Source organism: Pseudomonas sp. GM17 (assembly GCF_000282175.2).
GTDB classification, from domain to species: Bacteria; Pseudomonadota; Gammaproteobacteria; order Pseudomonadales; family Pseudomonadaceae; genus Aquipseudomonas; species Aquipseudomonas chlororaphis.
The window spans coordinates 4,123,927-4,138,992 of sequence record NZ_CP124732.1 but is presented as its reverse complement, the minus strand read 5'-3'; the positions used below and the strand labels follow the sequence as shown (position 1 = coordinate 4,138,992).

Sequence of the window (15,066 nt, the reverse complement as noted above, 5' to 3'; positions counted from 1 at the left end):
CACGGGTGCCGGTCAGGCGTTTCGCCGCTACAATGCGCGCCTCGACGAGCCTGACTAAAAAAATATGTCCTTGCCCAAGCATCACCTGGAATTGCTCAGCCCTGCCCGCGATGTCGCCATCGCCCGCGAGGCCATCCTGCATGGCGCCGACGCCGTGTACATCGGCGGCCCGAGCTTCGGCGCGCGCCACAACGCCTGCAACGAAGTGAGCGAAATCGCCGGGCTGGTGGAGTTCGCCCGCCGTTACCACGCGCGGATCTTCACCACCATCAACACCATCCTCCACGACAACGAGCTGGAGCCGGCGCGCAAGCTGATCCACCAGCTGTACGACGCGGGCGTCGATGCGTTGATCGTCCAGGACCTGGGCGTGATGGAGCTGGACATTCCGCCGATCGAGCTGCACGCCAGCACCCAGACCGATATCCGCACCCTGGCCCGGGCCAAGTTCCTCGACCAGGCCGGCTTCTCGCAACTGGTCCTGGCCCGCGAGCTGAACCTGCAGGAAATCCGCGCCATCGCCGACGAGACCGACGCGGCGATCGAGTTCTTCATCCACGGCGCGTTGTGCGTGGCCTTCTCCGGGCAGTGCAACATCTCCCACGCGCAGACCGGCCGCAGCGCCAACCGTGGCGACTGTTCCCAGGCCTGCCGCCTGCCGTACACCCTCAAGGACGAAAAGGGCGGCGTGATCGCCTACGAGAAGCACCTGCTGTCGATGAAGGACAACAACCAGAGCGCCAACATCCGCGCCCTGGTGGAAGCCGGCGTGCGTTCGTTCAAGATCGAAGGGCGCTACAAGGACATGGGTTATGTGAAGAACATCACTGCCTATTACCGCCAGCGCCTGGACGACGTGCTCGAAGACCGGATCGACCTGGCCCGCGCTTCCAGCGGCCGCACCGCGCACTTCTTCCTGCCCGACCCGGAAAAGACTTTCCACCGCGGCAGCACCGATTATTTCGTCACCGATCGCAAGATCGACATCGGCGCCTTCGACTCGCCGACCTTTACCGGCCTGCCGGTGGGCGTGGTCGAGAAAGTCGCCAAGCGCGACCTGCACGTGGTGACCCATGAGCCGTTGTCCAACGGTGACGGCCTCAATGTGCTGGTCAAGCGCGAAGTGGTGGGTTTCCGCGCCAACATCGCCGAGCCCAAGGGCGAGTTCGAAGAGGACGGCGAGAAGCGCTATCGCTATCGCGTCGAGCCCAACGAGATGCCAGAAGGCCTGTACAAGCTGCGGCCGAACCACCCGCTGAACCGCAACCTCGATCACAACTGGCAGCAGGCCCTGCAGAAGACTTCGTCCGAGCGTCGCGTGGCCCTGAGCTGGGTCGCGCGCCTGCGCGAAGAACAGCTGGAAGTGACCGCGACCAGCGAAGAAGGCATCAGCGCCAGCGTGACCCTGGACGGCCCGTTCGGCGTCGCCAACAAGCCGGAGCAGGCGCTGGAACAACTGCGCGACCTGCTCGGCCAGCTCGGCACTACGCAGTACCACGCCATCGACATCAAGCTCGATGCGCCGCAGGCTTACTTCATCCCCAACTCGCAGCTCAAGGCCTTGCGCCGCGAAGTGATCGAAGCCTTGACCGCTGCGCGGGTTGCCGCTCACCCGCGTGGCAGCCGCAAGGCCGAGACCACGCCGCCACCGGTGTATCCGGAGTCGCACCTGTCGTTCCTGGCCAACGTGTACAACCAGAAGGCCCGCGACTTCTACCATCGCCATGGGGTGAAGCTGATCGATGCGGCCTACGAGGCCCACGAAGAGGCCGGCGAAGTGCCGGTGATGATCACCAAGCACTGCCTGCGTTTCTCCTTCAACCTGTGCCCGAAACAGGCCAAGGGCGTCACCGGCGTGCGCACCAAGGTGGCGCCGATGCAGCTGATTCACGGTGACGAAGTGCTGACCCTGAAGTTCGACTGCAAGCCGTGCGAGATGCACATCATTGGCAAGATGAAAGGCCACATCCTCAACATGCCGCAACCGGGCAGCGTGGTCGGCCACATCAGCCCCGAAGACCTGCTCAAGACCATCCCTCGCGCTCCGCACTGAGTGGCGGGCGCGGCGCCATCACGGCGTCGCGCTCGTTCAAGCGCTGGCTGTCGCGCATCAACGCCATTGTCGACTGGGTCGGCAATGGCGTTGTTGTTTCTGCGAACTGCCTTAACGCGCTGGATCTTCCTCGGCGCGCAACTGAACACTCATGTCGTCGCAGCTTTGCGACCAGTCTTGCAGCCACTGTGGCAACTCGGGAGAGGTGTCCACGCCCAGCTCGTGGACGAACTCGCCGGGGGCGATGGTGCCTTTGGCCGAGCGGAACAGCCCGCGCATCACCACCACGCCGATCACCCGGCCTTTGCTCACGAAGCGGTGTTCCATAAAGCTCCATTTCTCGTCCCAGCCGAGGATCCGGCTATGGACCTCGAAGGCTTCGAACAACTTCAGTTCACGGCGGAATTTGCCCCACACATCGCCAACGATCGGCACCGCCCTGTGGCGCAGGGCCACGCGGTAGGCGCCGCTGCGCAGGACGAAATCCATGCGCCCGAGATCGGCCAGGGTGAAGTAGCGGCCATTGGTGACGTGGCGGTTGAGGTCGAGGTCGAGCGGCCAGACGCGCATGCGCACGACGGTGGTGGCCAGGCCTGCGACCGGCTTGCGCCACGGACGACGAAACAGCATGAGCAGCATGCGGAACCAGAGATTCATGAGTACACCGATGATTGAAAGGATGGCCGCACTTTAGGCAAGGGGGATCGGCTAAGCTAGGTGCGCAAATGACATTTTTCATGCGAAAAGCGCAACGGAATCCACTATGCACGTCACCTTGCTCCTGACCGATCACTGTTCCGCCGCCAGCGCCACCCTGGCCCTGGAAGTGCTGAGCGCCGCCAACCTGTTCGCCGACAGCGCCAGCGCGCCGTTCGAGGTGGTGGTCGCCTCGCTGGATGGCGCCGATGTCAGCGCCTGGGGCGAGCAGGTGCTGCGGGTGCAGCGCTCGGTGGCCGAGATCGCCCAGACCGATCTGGTGCTGATCCCCGGTTTTCTCTTCACCTTGAAGGAAGCCTTGCCGGCATTTGCCAGGCATGGGCCCTGGTTGCGGCAACAGCATGCCCGGGGCGCGGTGCTGGCCTCGATGTGCACCGCCACCTTCCTGCTGGCCGAAGCCGGCCTATTGAAGGGCGCTCGCGCCACCACCCACTGGGCCTTCGCCGAGCTGTTCCGGCGGCGTTATGCCGGGGTCGAGCTGGACGAGGGGCAGCTCCTCTGCGAGGACGATCGCCTGATCACCAGCGGCGGCGCGAGCGCGGCCATGGACCTGCTGCTGCATTTGGTGCGGCGTTTCGCCTCCCTGGAGCTGGCGCAGAAGTGCGGCAAATACTTGCTGATCGACAAGGTGCGCAGCGAGCAGTCGGTCTATGTCATGTGGTCGCTGCCCAAGAGCCACGGCGATGGCGAGATCCTGCGGGTGCAGGACTGGCTGGAGGAACACTTCGACCAGCCGCTGCTGATCGACGACACGGCCCGCCGTTTTGGCTTTGGCGTGAGGAACTTCAAGCGCCGCTTCAAGGAGGCCACCGGCTACACGCCCCTGGTCTATCTGCAGACCCTGCGCCTGGAGAAAGCCAAGGAGCTTCTGGAGTCCACGCGCATGACCCTGGACAGCATCACCTACAAGGTGGGCTACGAAGACAGCAACTCGTTTCGCCGGCTGTTCCAGCAACGGGTCGGCTTGTTGCCGGCGGCGTATCGCAAGAAGTTCCAGGCCGGTGCGAGTTGATTCGCAGGCGAGTGCCGAAGCTTGCGCAAGCTTCCGCTTCTGTAGGAGCGCAGCTTGCGCGCGAAGAACGCTAACACGGTGGGGCAGGCTTTCGGCGTCGCGGCCATCGCGGGTACGTCGGAGCGCCACCCGCTCGCTCCTACGACAGGGGGGGCGGCGACCCCGGCTCGTCGAGGTTGTCGATGTGCTTGAAACGTTCCACCAGGAAGTCGATCAGGCTGCGCACCCGCGCCGACAAATGCAGCTGTTGCGGGTAGACCGCGTAGACGTCGGCGCGGGTCGGCGTCTGGTCTTCCAGCACCAGGCGCAGGCGGCCGCTGCGCACGTAACGGGCGATGTCCCATTCGGCCCGCAGCAGGATGCCATAACCTTCCAGGGCCCAGTTCAGGGCCACCTCGCCGTCGTTGCAGCCCAGGGCGCCGCGGACCTTGACGTTCTGCGTGCGCCCGCCGTTGGTGAAGCTCCACACCCCGTAGGGCGTCTCGTTCTGGCGCAGGAAGATGCAGTTGTGCTGCTGCAGGTCTGCCAGGCGTTGCGGCACGCCATGCTTTTGCAGGTACAGCGGCGAGGCGCATAACAGGCGGCGGTTGGAGGCGATCTTGCGCGCATGGAAGGCCGCGTCCGGCAGGCTGCCGAAACGGATGCCCAGGTCGAAGCCGTGGGTCGCCAGGTCCAGCGGGTGGTCGCTGATTTCCAGCTGGATTTCCACCTCGGGGTAGCGCGCGAAGAACGCGGCCAGGGCCGGGCCGATGTAACGCCGGCCGAACCCCAGGGAGGCATTGACCCGGATCAGGCCCTTGGGTGTCGCCCGGCTGCTGCCGAGCAACTGCTCGACCTCGTCGATCTGGGTCAGGATGCGCGCCGCGTGGGAGAAATACAGCTCACCTTCAGTGGTCAGGCTCATGGAGCGGGTGGTGCGGTTGACCAGGCGGATACCCAGCCGTGCTTCCAGCGCGGACAGGCGCTTGCTCACCGCCGGTGGGGTGACGCCCAGCTCCCGGGCAGTGGCGGCGAGGCTGCCCTTGTTCGCCAGCAGGTAGAAAAACGACAGGTCGAGGCTCGGGTTCATTGGTAACTCAAAGTTATGTATGTAGTGATTTTGAGTAACTCATGGGGCTTTTCTCACTACATATACTCCGCCCACACCCTGTCTGGACAGCCTTGTCCGACAGGCACAACAAGAAGGCAACGAGAAAGGGGTGGACCATGAGTGCATACACAATTGCCGCGATCCCGGGTGATGGCATCGGTGTGGAAGTGATCGCCGCGGGCGTCGAGGTGTTGCAGGCGCTGGCGAAGAAGTCGGCCTTCCAGCTGGACTTCAAACACTTCGACTGGAACTCCGACAACTACCTGAAAAACGGCTACTACATTCCTGAAGGCGGCCTGGCGGAACTGAAGACCTTCGACGCCATCTTCTTCGGCGCGGTCGGCGCCCTCAACGTGCCGGACCATATCTCCCTGTGGGGCCTGCGCCTGCCGATCTGCCAGGGCTTCGACCAGTACGCCAATGTGCGTCCGGCGCGGGTGCTGCCTGGGGTGAAAAGCCCGTTGCACAACGGCGAGCAGATCGATTGGGTGGTGGTGCGGGAAAACTCCGAGGGCGAGTACTCCGGCAACGGCGGCCGGGTGCACCGCGGCTTGCCCGAAGAGGTGGCGACCGAGGTTTCGGTGTTCACCCGGGCCGGGGTCGAGCGCATTCACCGTTTTGCCTTCGAGCTGGCGCAAAGCCGTCCGCGCAAGCACCTGACCCTGGTCACCAAGTCCAACGCCCAGCGCCATGGCATGGTGCTGTGGGATGAAATCTTCTATGAGGTCGCCCGGGACTTCCCGGACGTCAGGGTCGACAAGGAACTGGTGGACGCGGTGACCACACGCATGGTGCTGAAACCGGCGACCCTGGACGTGATAGTCGCCACCAACCTGCACGCCGACATCCTATCCGACCTGGCGGCGGCGCTGTCCGGCAGCCTGGGCATCGCCCCGACCGCCAACCTCAACCCTGCGCGGCGTTTTCCCTCGATGTTCGAGCCGATCCACGGCTCGGCCTTCGACATCACCGGCAAGGGCGTGGCCAACCCGATCGCGACCTTCTGGACGGCGGCGATGATGCTCGAACACCTGGGCGAAGCGGCCGCGGCCAAGCAACTGATGTCGGCCATCGAGGCGGTGACCGAGAGCGGCCTGCATACGCCTGACCTGGGCGGCACGGCCAGCACCCGGCAGGTCACCGACGCGGTGCTCGCCCTGATCAATCGCTGATTCACAGTCGTACTGCGGCACAACGCCAGGGGGCGGGTCGCGATCCGCGCCCCTGGCATTTCCTGACAACAATAAGAATCAGGGCCCTGTGATGAAAAGAATACTTGGCAAACTCTATGTGCAAGTCCTTATCGCCGTGATGCTCGGCGCCCTGGTCGGGGTGCTGCTACCGGAAACCGGCGCCGCGCTGAAACCCTTGGGCGACGCCTTTATCAAGTTGATTAAGATGCTCCTGGCGCCGGTGATCTTCCTCACCGTGGTCACCGGCATCGCCCGCATGGAAAGCATGAAGGAGCTGGGCCGGGTCGGCTTTCGCGCGCTGATCTATTTCGAGGTGGTCTCTACCCTGGCGCTGGTGGTGGGGCTGGTGGTGGTGGATGTGTTCAAGCCCGGCGCCGGCATGAACATCGATGTCGCCAGCCTCGATACGTCCAGCCTGGGCACCTACACCAGCGCCGCCAGGCACGCCTCGTTCATGGACTTCGTGCTCAACATCATTCCCGACACCATCGTCGATGCGTTCGCCAAGGGCAACGTCCTGCAGATCCTGCTGTTTTCCATCCTGCTGGGCATCGCCCTGGCCCAGGTCGGGCCGCGGGGCAAGTTCTTCGTCGACGCCCTGGATAGCCTGATGCAGGGCATGTTCCGCATCGTCAACATGGTCATGCGCCTGGCCCCCATCGGCGCGTTCGGCGCCATTGCCTTCACCATCGGCAAATACGGTTTCGGCTCGCTGTTTTCCCTCGGCAAGCTGATGGCCTGCGTCTACCTGACCTGCGTGCTGTTCGTGATCTTCGTGCTGGGGCCGATCTGCCGCTACAGCGGTTTCAGCCTGTGGAAGTTCCTGCGTTTCATCAAGGAGGAGCTGTTCACCGTGCTCGGCACCAGCTCCTCGGAGTCGGTGCTGCCGCAGATGATTTCCAAGATGGAAAAGGCCGGCGTATCCAAGCCGGTGGCTGGGATGATCATTCCCTCGGGCCTGACCTTCAACCCGGACGGGCAGGCGATCTACTACACCATCGCCGCCATCTTCATCGCCCAGGCGACCAACACGCCGCTGACCCTCACCGATCAGTTGATCGTGCTGGCGGTGCTGATGTTCACCTCCAAGGGCTCGGCGGGGGTCACAGGTTCGGGGTTCATCATTCTGGCGGCGACCCTGGCGTCGCTGGGCACCATTCCGGTGGCGGGCATGGTCCTGCTGTTGGGCGTCGACCGCTTCATGTCGGAAGCACGGGCGATCACTAACACCATCGGCAACGGGGTCGGCACCCTGGCCATCGCCAAATGGGTGGGGGCACTGGACACGGCGAAGATGCACAAGGCGTTCAATGGCGAAGTGCAAGAGGCGCCGCCGGCGCCTGACAGCACGCCGCCGGCGAAAGGGGCTGGCACCTTGCTGCCCGGCCTGGAGAAGGCCTCTCGGGCCTAGGCAGCCCTGGTCGCCTACAAGGCCTTGCTCATAAAGACCCGGCTGCTGCCCGCGGGCTCACAAGGGATCTCGCCGAAGCGTTGCCAGCCGTGTTTTTCGTAGAACGACGGCGCCTGGAAGCTCAGGGTGTAGAGCACGGCCGAGCGGCAGCCGCGGCGCCGGCCTTCGTCTTCGCAGGCTTGCAGCAGCCGGGCGCCGAGGCCCGAGCCGCGCAGGCTGTCGGGCAGGTAGAACAGGTCGATGAACAACAGGCCCAGGGAGGTGCGGCCGCTGATGCCGCCCAGGACCTGGCCGGTTTGCGGGTCCTTGAGTTCCACGGCCAGGGGCTGGCGATCGTTGTAGCCGGTCATCTGCTCGTTGAAGGCGGCGAGGCCCTGGCCGAGCAGGGTTTCGAAGGTGCTGTCGATGGTGTTGCTGATGACGATCAAGGGGCTGGCCGTGACGACGGTTTTCATAGAGGAGATTTCCAGTTCAGGCGTCGCGCAACAGGTCGTGGGCGTCGAGCAGACGGTAGGCGATTTCCGGGTTCTTCTCCAGGCCGCGGCGGATGGCGGCGGGAATCGACTGGCGGGTCTTGCGGCACAGGCCCGGTAGCTCGTCGAGCTGGATGGCGATGCCGCGCATGCTGCGCACTTCGTTGAAGCTGGGGGCGATCTGTACGCGGATGCCCAGCAGTTCGTACATCCGCCGCTGCATGTGTTCGAGGTCGCTCAGGCTTTGCAGGTTTTCCAGCCGCTCGAGCAGGCGCTTTTCCTCCTGGCGGGTCAGGCCGAGGATGCGCAGGTCGGTGCCAGGGGTTTGCAGCAGGCGCTCGCGCTCGCAATCGCAGGCGCCGGGTGGGCAAGGCTGGCGGATCTGGAAATCGGGCATCTATGGACTCCACTCGAAGCGATTGCGGATCGCCGTTGCCCACGGGGTTGCCTGGAAATATACACAGACGGGACAGGCTGTGGCGCGGGATTCGCCAGCCACGCCGCGGATTTTTTCAAGGCTGCCGGCGCCGCCACAACAGCCGCCCGTAGACCAGGGCGTTGATCAGCAGCACCAGCGCGCCCAGGCCCAGCTGGATCTGCGGCGTCAGCCCGGCCGGGTAGATCAGCGGGATCAGGTAGTGTTCGATGAAACCGTCGCCATACCCCTGCTGGCCGGCACCGTGGCGCAGGCGGTTTTCCCATTCGGTCAGCGGGCAGGGCAGGTGGAAGACTTCGACCGCCACCCCCCAGGTCGCGGCGGGCAGGTGCAGCCAGGCCAGGCGCGGCCACTTGAGCACCAGCAGGCCGCCGAAGAGTACGAACAGGATAAAGGTCAGGTGCAGCGATACCAGGGCGTCAGCGGCGAAGCGGTAGAGCATGTCGAGTCTCGTTGCGGTCAGGGGTACAGCAGGGGTTCAGGTCCGCGCGCGGTCGAACCAGCCCAGCGCGGTGCGCCAGATGCAGATGCCCAGGAAGTACGCCGACATGGCCAGCCACAAGCCCATCACCCAGGGGCCATTGTAGGGATGGTTGATCACCAGCGATAGGCTGCACAGCAGCCAGATGGCGGTCACCGCGATATTCACCGGCATGAAGCGGCGCACGCGGAAGGGGTGGAGGAATTTCATCCGGGTCAGGGTCAGCAGCGCCAGGACCACGATGCTCGACAGGCTCAGCCAGGGTGTCGGGGCAAGGATGTACAGCGCCAGCGCCACCACATTCCAGGCCGCGGGGAAACCGACGAAATAGTTGTCCTTGCTCTTCATGTTGACGTTGCAGAAGCAGAACAGCGACGACACCAGGATCACCGAGGTCGCCAGCAGCGCGCTGTAGTCCGGCAGCGGGATGTAGCGATAGATGAACAGCGCCGGGATGAACACATAGGTCAGGTAGTCGATCACCAGGTCCAGCACCGAGCCGTCGAAATGCGGCAGCACCGACTGCACATTGACCTTGCGCGCCAGCGAGCCGTCGACCCCATCGACGATCAGCGCCACGCCCAGCCACAGCAGGCAGGCCTTGGGCTGGTTGTCGAACAGTGCCAGGGTGGCGAGAAAGGCCGTGACCACGCCGGTCGCGGTGAAACCATGGGCGCCCCAGGCTTTGAGACTGGCGATGTGTCGGGTCGTTATCACGGGCGTTCTCCAGGAAATGAAACCAGCCATACGACGCCCCATTGGAAGAAACGGGGGCTTATCGCCAAACCTGGCCAGATTGCATCTATCGACCGGGCAGGCGGCGATAAGGTTCACCCTTGCCCGTGGCGACTTATAAGACTGTAGCCACAGTTGGCCGGGACGAGCCTTGGCGAAAGCGAATTCCTTCACGGCGCCGGGGAGGCAGGGTGCCTCCCCGGAGCGTTCACTTCCTGTATTGCGTGGCTACATTCCGTTGGCGAAGGGCACGGCGCGGATATCGATGCGCGAGCGCAGGTGCTTCAGCACGCCGGCGTATTCGGCCAGGACTTCCAGGCTCCAGTCGGCGCGGGCACGTAGGTGGTGTTCTTCAGGCGTGGGCTCGGAATGCGCATTGAATACGCCTTCCACCTGGCGAACGATCAGCTGTTCCGGCAGGTAGCAGATCCGGCAGTTCTTGTAGCTGGAGGCCCGCAGCTCGGCGAGCGGGTAGGCGCCACCGAGGCCGGCCGAGACCCCGACCAGCAACGCCGGCTTGTGCCCCAGCTCGGTGTGGCCGGCATACACGAAGAAATTCTTGATGGCCGCGCAGGCCATGCCGTTCCACTCCGGCGTCACCACCACCAGCGCGTCGACCTGCAGCAAGCTGGCCGAGTACTGGCTCCAGGCTCTGTTCGAGTCGGGGCTTGGCCAGAGCGGCAAGGGCGAGCGCCCGAGGTCGAGCAGCGTGACCTGCTCGCAGAGTTTCAGCTGTTGCAGGCGTTGGCCCAGGTAATGGGTGACCTTGGCCGACTGGCTGCCGACTTGGCTGGAGCCGGCGAGCAGTGCGATATGCAGGCTCATTGCGCCACCTCCTGCTTGGCTTCGGGACGCGCTGCGGGGTTGGGCGAACGCACCAGCGGCCAGAACAGTTCCTGCTGCCAACTGATGGGGCGCAGGTCTTCGATGCCATAGGCGGTGGGCCGGCGGCGAGTGATTTTCGCGGTGCCGAACAGCACGTCCCAGAAGAACAGCAGATTGCCGAAATTGCCTTTGTAGTGGGTCACCCCGTCATGGGCGTTGAGGCCGTGGTGGGCGGAGTGGGTGGAAGGGGTCGAGATGGTCCGCTCCAGCAGCCACATCAGCGGGCGCAGGGCGGGGATGCGATAGAGCCTGTCGTCCCAGGCGACGCTGCTGTGGGCGGCGAAGATCACCGTCATCTTGACGATCAGGTAGCCGTAGTAGACCGGCGCCAGGCCCAGGTAGATGAGCAGGCCGGAGAGCCAGATGCCCGGCATCAGCAGGTAATAGAAGCTGTTGTTGCGGTAGACGATGCGGATGCTCATGTACGGCGCCGAATGGTGCGCGCGGTGCAGCGCGTAGAGGAACGGCAGGCGGTGGGTCAGGCGATGCCACCAGTACTGGGTCATGTCATCGAGCAACAGGAACAGGGCCGCGCCCGCCACCCAGTGCAGGTCGCCCAGGCTGTTCTTCAGGGACGGCGCGAAGGTGTCGAGCAGCAGGGTGCTGAGGAACATCACCAGGGGGAAGGTGAGGCCCAGCAACAGCGAGGAACCGATGATCTCGATCAGCACATCGCGGCGCTGGCCCTTGGGCTGGCGAAAGCAGGTACAGGCGATTTCCAGGAGGATGAAACCGAGGAAAATCCCGGCCACGACCAGGATTGGATTGTTGGCGAGCATTGTTGTATTCATGGCAATCTCGAGTCAGGCCCGACATGGGCATTGCCCGAACAATAAGAAACCAAGAGCCGCCCGGACCCTATGCGCGAACTGGACAAAAACACTGGCGAAGAGGCCAATCAACCGGTCCGCCGTTTTCACCGGGGCCAGCTCGGCCGGGTGCTGGAACGGGTCCTGCAGCGCCAGACCCGCGGCGACCGCCAGGATTACAACCTGCTGGAACTGGAACAGTTGTGGCGCCTGGCGGCGGAGCGCGACCCGGCCATCGGCCTGCACCTGTTCGGCGAATTCACCCCCCAGGACCTGCACGTACTGGCCTACATCTGCCTGTACTGCCCGGACGTGCGCGGCGCCATGCAATGCTGGGCCGACTACGCCGCGCTGGCCTCGGACATGGACAGCCTGAAGCTGGTCAGCGACGGCGATCTGCTCGGCGTCGAACTGTGCATCGACGCGCCTGCCGGGCTGACCCGCTACGTGGTCGAGCATTACTGCGTCATGGCCCTGACCCAGATGCGGCAAAGCACCGGGCAACCCGTGCAACCGGTACGCGCCTGCTTCAGCCATCCGCGCCCGGCGTACCACGCGCAATACCGCCAGTGGTTCGGCGACAACCTCGAATTCGACTGCCTGCACAACTGCCTGTACTACGACCAGGCCACCCTGCGCCTGCCGCTGCTGACGCGTCACGCCGGCATGCAGGAGTTGTTGCGCAGCGAGCTGGACCGCCGCCTGGCCCAGCGCCTGCAACTGGGCGGCTGGACCGGCAAGGTCGCGGCCTGCATGCGCGACAGCCTGGCCCGTGGCGTGGTGCCGAGCCTGGAGAACCAGGCCGAGGCGCTGTACCAGAGCCCGCGCACCTTGCGTCGGCGCCTGGAGGAGCAGGGCATGACCTTTCGCCAGTTGCTCGATCAAGTCCGCGCCGAGCTGGAGCAACAGCTGGAGTTTCTCGGCGAGAGCCGCGTCCAGGTGGCGGCCCAGCTGGGTTACGGTGACCTCGCGGCGTACCTGCATGCGCGCAAGCGCTGGAAGCGCGACTGAATCCATCAGGCTCGCGGCATCACCGCAGGCGTTGCGCGGATTCCTTAAAGGAATCCACTCTATAAAAAACATGAATTTTATTTATCGAAATCGAGCCTGTAGCGTGGCCCCGTCCCTGACCGATGGAGCGCCCCGATGTCCACCCCGCAGCCGCTGTCTCCCGCCGAACGCTACTGGCAGCGCAACCTCGCGGTGTGCGCCCTGGGGGCGTTCACCACCATTGTCGCGATGACCCTGCTGCTGCCGTTCCTGCCGTTGTACGTCGAGCAACTGGGGGTCAGCGACCCGGCGGCCATCGTCCAGTGGTCCGGCGTGGCGTTTGGCGCGACCTTCCTGTCGGCGGCGATCACCGCGCCCTTGTGGGGCCGCCTGGGTGACCGCTATGGGCGCAAGCTGATGCTGATCCGCGCCAGCCTCGGCATGGCCGTGGCCATGTCGCTGATCGGCCTGGCGGAGAACGTCTGGCAGTTGGTGCTGTTGCGCCTGCTGGCGGGCTTGCTGGGTGGTTATGCCTCGGGAGCGACCATCCTGGTCGCCACGCAAACCCCCAAGGCGCGCTCCGGCTGGGCCTTGGGCGTGCTGTCTTCGGGGATCATGGCCGGCAGCCTGGCCGGGCCGCTGGTGGGTGGCCTGCTGCCGCCGCTGATCGGCATCCGCAACACCTTCTTCATCGCCGGGGCGGTGATCTTCGTGACCTTCCTGGCCACCACCTTCCTGTTGCAGGAGGCGCCGCGCGAGCCGCGCCCGGCCACGCAAAAGGGCCAGGCGCCGGACAACTCCTGGGCGTCGGTGAAGGACAAGAGGCCGGTGCTGAGCATGTTCGCGGTGGCCTGTTTGCTGATGTTCGCGACCCTGTCCATCGAGCCGATCATCACCGTGTACCTGCAGGAACTGCGGGCGGAAAACGTCACCCTGATGGCGGGGCTGGTGATGTCCGCCGCGGCCCTGGGCAGCATTATTTCCGCGTCACAGTTGGGCAAGCTGGCCGACCGTATCGGCCACTGGCGGGTGCTGACTGTGTGCCTGGCCGCCGCGGCCCTGCTGCTGATTCCCCAGGCGCTGGTCAGCGCGCCCTGGCAACTGGTGCTGCTGCGCTTTCTTATGGGGCTGGCCCTGGGCGGCCTGTTGCCCTGCATCTCCAGCATCATTCGCCATTCGGTGCCGGAAAACATCGCCGGGCGGATGCTCGGCTACTCGACCTCCAGCCAGTACGTCGGTCAGGTGCTCGGCCCCCTGGCCGGGGGCTTTCTCGGCGGGCACTTCGGCATGCGCACGGTGTTTGTCGGCACCTGCGGCGTCATGGCCCTGTGCGCTCTTGTCACCTGGTGGTTCGGCTCGATGAAACCTGCCGTGGCGGTGGCAGGCGAAGCCGGTTAAGCCGGGCCGGTACCACGCTGCGCGCTGCGTTCGACCATGGCGACAATGGTGTCGAACAGCTCATCGCGGGCTTGCTCGCGGCTGATTTCTCCGGTGGCCGCGGCATGGGACAGCGCCTCGGCCGCCCCGAGCATCGCCCGCAGGCCAGCCGTGGCTATGGTCCCGGGCGCCGCGAAGGGGGCGAGGGCGGCGCGGCATTTTTCCAGGAAGATCAGCTCGTACTCCTCCTTGATCCGCGCCAGTTCCGGCGAACTGGCCAGCGCGGCGATCACCCCGGGGATCTCGCGGCCTTGGGTCAGCACACAATCGACGTAAGAGCCGGCGATGACCGCCGCGCGGCTGGCCAGGGTCGCTTCGCTGCGGTCCAGGGCGGCGTCCATCAGCAATGTCTGGCGTGCATCGAAGTCCTGGTACAGCGCCGCCAGCAGCCCGGCGCGGGTGACGAAATGGTCATAGACCACCGGCTTGGTCACCCCGGCCTGTTCGGCGAGGCGGCCCAGGGTCAGGGCTTCGGTGCCTTCCGCGCCGATCAATTGCCAGGCCACTTCCAGCAACTGTTGCAGGCGCTCTTCGCGGGACAGGCGGCGACGGGGGGGTGAAGCCTCGGAGGGGGTGCTTGACATGCTTATATACCAAAAGTAACTTACTGTTCGTAACTTACTAAAAGTATATAGGGCCTGGTTGCCGCCCTCAATCCAATTTGCCTCCATCGGCAGGAGTCTTCGCCATGCATGCGCTTATCGTCGTCGCCCACCATGATCCCCGCTCCCTCAGCCACAGCCTGGCGGCCCAGGTCGCCGAGGGGCTTGGGCCGTCCCACTCGTTCGAGATCGCCGACCTGTTCGCCGAGGCGTTCGATCCACGCTTCAACGTCGCCGACCACGCGGTCCATCGCCGGCAGGAGCAGCCACCGGCCGACGTGCTGGCCGAGCAGGCGCGCATCGACCGCGCCGATGCGCTGGTGCTGGTCTATCCGGTGTATTGGTGGTCGATGCCGGCGCTGCTCAAGGGCTGGATCGACCGGGTGTTCGCCAACGGCTGGGCATTCGATTTCAATCTCGAAGCCAATCGCTTTGAGAAGAAACTCGGGCATCTGCGGGTGCATCTGCTCGGCGTCGGTGGGGCCGATGCCGGCACCTACGGGCGCCATGGCTACGAGGCGGCGATGAAGACCCAGATCGACCATGGGATCTTCGACTACTGCGGGGCGCGGGTGCTGACCTCGGAGTTGCTGCTGGAATCGGAAAGCCAGGATCCGGCGCTGCATCTGCGCACGGCCCGAGCCATCGGTCACGATCTGTTCAGTCGCGCCAGCGCCGCCGCGGCGGTTCAGGCGGGATGAGGGGATAAGGCTCCGCGACGTCCCGGTCGCGGAGCGCAGGA

At 64.8% G+C, this 15,066-nt stretch carries 16 protein-coding genes; 7 read left to right on the top strand and 9 right to left on the bottom strand.

Going from position 1 to position 15,066, the window contains the following annotated elements:
* Nucleotides 1-64: 64 nt before the first annotated feature.
* Nucleotides 65-2,053 carry a peptidase U32 family protein gene (locus PMI20_RS18585; RefSeq protein WP_007924947.1) on the top strand — a complete coding sequence of 663 codons (1,989 nt, stop codon included), beginning with the start codon at nucleotides 65-67 and terminating at the stop codon, nucleotides 2,051-2,053.
* Between the two features lie 111 nt (nucleotides 2,054-2,164).
* Here PMI20_RS18585 and PMI20_RS18580 read toward each other — a convergent pair whose 3' ends face one another.
* Nucleotides 2,165-2,710: a thioesterase family protein gene (locus PMI20_RS18580; protein WP_007924949.1), complete on the bottom strand. Its 546-nt coding sequence runs from the start codon at nucleotides 2,708-2,710 to the stop codon at nucleotides 2,165-2,167.
* A gap of 106 nt (nucleotides 2,711-2,816) precedes the next feature.
* Here PMI20_RS18580 and PMI20_RS18575 point away from each other — a divergent pair, with 106 nt between their 5' ends.
* The gene (locus PMI20_RS18575; RefSeq protein ID WP_007924951.1) at nucleotides 2,817-3,782 is read left to right on the top strand and encodes a GlxA family transcriptional regulator; all 966 of its coding nucleotides are present in this window, start codon (nucleotides 2,817-2,819) and stop codon (nucleotides 3,780-3,782) included.
* Nucleotides 3,783-3,921: 139 nt separating this feature from the next.
* On the opposite strand, the gene PMI20_RS18570 is transcribed toward PMI20_RS18575, so the two are convergent.
* On the bottom strand, nucleotides 3,922-4,851 hold the full coding sequence (locus tag PMI20_RS18570) for a LysR family transcriptional regulator (protein ID WP_007924953.1): 930 nt from the start codon (nucleotides 4,849-4,851) through the stop codon (nucleotides 3,922-3,924).
* Nucleotides 4,852-4,988: 137 nt separating this feature from the next.
* On the opposite strand from PMI20_RS18570, the gene PMI20_RS18565 reads away from it, so the two are divergent.
* Nucleotides 4,989-6,044 carry a tartrate dehydrogenase gene (locus tag PMI20_RS18565; RefSeq protein ID WP_007924955.1) on the top strand — a complete coding sequence of 352 codons (1,056 nt, stop codon included), beginning with the start codon at nucleotides 4,989-4,991 and terminating at the stop codon, nucleotides 6,042-6,044.
* A 91-nt stretch (nucleotides 6,045-6,135) separates the two neighbouring features.
* Complete coding sequence (locus PMI20_RS18560) at nucleotides 6,136-7,476, top strand: dicarboxylate/amino acid:cation symporter (RefSeq protein ID WP_007924958.1); 1,341 nt, start codon at nucleotides 6,136-6,138, stop codon at nucleotides 7,474-7,476.
* A 14-nt stretch (nucleotides 7,477-7,490) separates the two neighbouring features.
* On the opposite strand, the gene PMI20_RS18555 is transcribed toward PMI20_RS18560, so the two are convergent.
* From PMI20_RS18555 to PMI20_RS18530, 6 genes are all read right to left on the bottom strand, one after another.
* A complete protein-coding gene (locus tag PMI20_RS18555) occupies nucleotides 7,491-7,931 on the bottom strand; it encodes a GNAT family N-acetyltransferase (RefSeq protein ID WP_007924959.1) in 441 nt (146 codons plus the stop codon).
* Between the two features lie 16 nt (nucleotides 7,932-7,947).
* Complete coding sequence (locus tag PMI20_RS18550) at nucleotides 7,948-8,346, bottom strand: hypothetical protein (protein WP_007924960.1); 399 nt, start codon at nucleotides 8,344-8,346, stop codon at nucleotides 7,948-7,950.
* A 115-nt stretch (nucleotides 8,347-8,461) separates the two neighbouring features.
* The gene (locus tag PMI20_RS18545; RefSeq protein WP_007924961.1) at nucleotides 8,462-8,827 is read right to left on the bottom strand and encodes a DUF2784 domain-containing protein; all 366 of its coding nucleotides are present in this window, start codon (nucleotides 8,825-8,827) and stop codon (nucleotides 8,462-8,464) included.
* Nucleotides 8,828-8,863: 36 nt separating this feature from the next.
* On the bottom strand, nucleotides 8,864-9,583 hold the full coding sequence (gene pcsA / locus PMI20_RS18540) for a phosphatidylcholine synthase (protein WP_007924962.1): 720 nt from the start codon (nucleotides 9,581-9,583) through the stop codon (nucleotides 8,864-8,866).
* 246 nt (nucleotides 9,584-9,829) lie between these two features.
* Entirely contained in the window at nucleotides 9,830-10,426 is a 597-nt protein-coding gene (locus PMI20_RS18535) for an NADPH-dependent FMN reductase (RefSeq protein WP_007924963.1), read from the bottom strand.
* Entirely contained in the window at nucleotides 10,423-11,277 is an 855-nt protein-coding gene (locus PMI20_RS18530; protein ID WP_007924964.1) for a sterol desaturase family protein, read from the bottom strand. The genes PMI20_RS18535 and PMI20_RS18530 overlap by 4 nt, the downstream gene beginning before the upstream one ends.
* Nucleotides 11,278-11,346: 69 nt before the next feature.
* On the opposite strand from PMI20_RS18530, the gene PMI20_RS18525 reads away from it, so the two are divergent.
* Both PMI20_RS18525 and PMI20_RS18520 read left to right on the top strand, forming a co-directional pair.
* Nucleotides 11,347-12,306: an AraC family transcriptional regulator ligand-binding domain-containing protein gene (locus PMI20_RS18525; protein WP_007924965.1), complete on the top strand. Its 960-nt coding sequence runs from the start codon at nucleotides 11,347-11,349 to the stop codon at nucleotides 12,304-12,306.
* Between the two features lie 135 nt (nucleotides 12,307-12,441).
* The gene (locus PMI20_RS18520) at nucleotides 12,442-13,683 is read left to right on the top strand and encodes an MFS transporter (protein ID WP_007924966.1); all 1,242 of its coding nucleotides are present in this window, start codon (nucleotides 12,442-12,444) and stop codon (nucleotides 13,681-13,683) included.
* On the opposite strand, the gene PMI20_RS18515 is transcribed toward PMI20_RS18520, so the two are convergent.
* Nucleotides 13,680-14,306 (bottom strand): TetR/AcrR family transcriptional regulator, encoded by a 627-nt coding sequence (locus PMI20_RS18515; protein ID WP_007924972.1) that lies wholly within the window; start codon nucleotides 14,304-14,306, stop codon nucleotides 13,680-13,682. The two genes, PMI20_RS18520 and PMI20_RS18515, sit on opposite strands and share 4 nt — an antisense overlap.
* A gap of 104 nt (nucleotides 14,307-14,410) precedes the next feature.
* On the opposite strand from PMI20_RS18515, the gene PMI20_RS18510 reads away from it, so the two are divergent.
* On the top strand, nucleotides 14,411-15,025 hold the full coding sequence (locus PMI20_RS18510; RefSeq protein WP_007924974.1) for an NAD(P)H-dependent oxidoreductase: 615 nt from the start codon (nucleotides 14,411-14,413) through the stop codon (nucleotides 15,023-15,025).
* Nucleotides 15,026-15,066 lie beyond the last annotated feature (41 nt).

Excerpts from the sequence above, each read along its gene's own strand:
- PMI20_RS18585 (WP_007924947.1), top strand. The coding sequence starts at position 65 with ATGTCCTTGCCCAAGCATCACCTGGAATTGCTCAGCCCTGCCCGCGAT.
- PMI20_RS18580 (WP_007924949.1), bottom strand. The coding sequence starts at position 2,710 with ATGAATCTCTGGTTCCGCATGCTGCTCATGCTGTTTCGTCGTCCGTGG.
- PMI20_RS18575 (WP_007924951.1), top strand. The coding sequence starts at position 2,817 with ATGCACGTCACCTTGCTCCTGACCGATCACTGTTCCGCCGCCAGCGCC.
- PMI20_RS18570 (WP_007924953.1), bottom strand. The coding sequence starts at position 4,851 with ATGAACCCGAGCCTCGACCTGTCGTTTTTCTACCTGCTGGCGAACAAG.
- PMI20_RS18565 (WP_007924955.1), top strand. The coding sequence starts at position 4,989 with ATGAGTGCATACACAATTGCCGCGATCCCGGGTGATGGCATCGGTGTG.
- PMI20_RS18560 (WP_007924958.1), top strand. The coding sequence starts at position 6,136 with ATGAAAAGAATACTTGGCAAACTCTATGTGCAAGTCCTTATCGCCGTG.
- PMI20_RS18555 (WP_007924959.1), bottom strand. The coding sequence starts at position 7,931 with ATGAAAACCGTCGTCACGGCCAGCCCCTTGATCGTCATCAGCAACACC.
- PMI20_RS18550 (WP_007924960.1), bottom strand. The coding sequence starts at position 8,346 with ATGCCCGATTTCCAGATCCGCCAGCCTTGCCCACCCGGCGCCTGCGAT.
- PMI20_RS18545 (WP_007924961.1), bottom strand. The coding sequence starts at position 8,827 with ATGCTCTACCGCTTCGCCGCTGACGCCCTGGTATCGCTGCACCTGACC.
- PMI20_RS18535 (WP_007924963.1), bottom strand. The coding sequence starts at position 10,426 with ATGAGCCTGCATATCGCACTGCTCGCCGGCTCCAGCCAAGTCGGCAGC.
- PMI20_RS18530 (WP_007924964.1), bottom strand. The coding sequence starts at position 11,277 with ATGAATACAACAATGCTCGCCAACAATCCAATCCTGGTCGTGGCCGGG.
- PMI20_RS18525 (WP_007924965.1), top strand. The coding sequence starts at position 11,347 with ATGCGCGAACTGGACAAAAACACTGGCGAAGAGGCCAATCAACCGGTC.
- PMI20_RS18520 (WP_007924966.1), top strand. The coding sequence starts at position 12,442 with ATGTCCACCCCGCAGCCGCTGTCTCCCGCCGAACGCTACTGGCAGCGC.
- PMI20_RS18515 (WP_007924972.1), bottom strand. The coding sequence starts at position 14,306 with ATGTCAAGCACCCCCTCCGAGGCTTCACCCCCCCGTCGCCGCCTGTCC.
- PMI20_RS18510 (WP_007924974.1), top strand. The coding sequence starts at position 14,411 with ATGCATGCGCTTATCGTCGTCGCCCACCATGATCCCCGCTCCCTCAGC.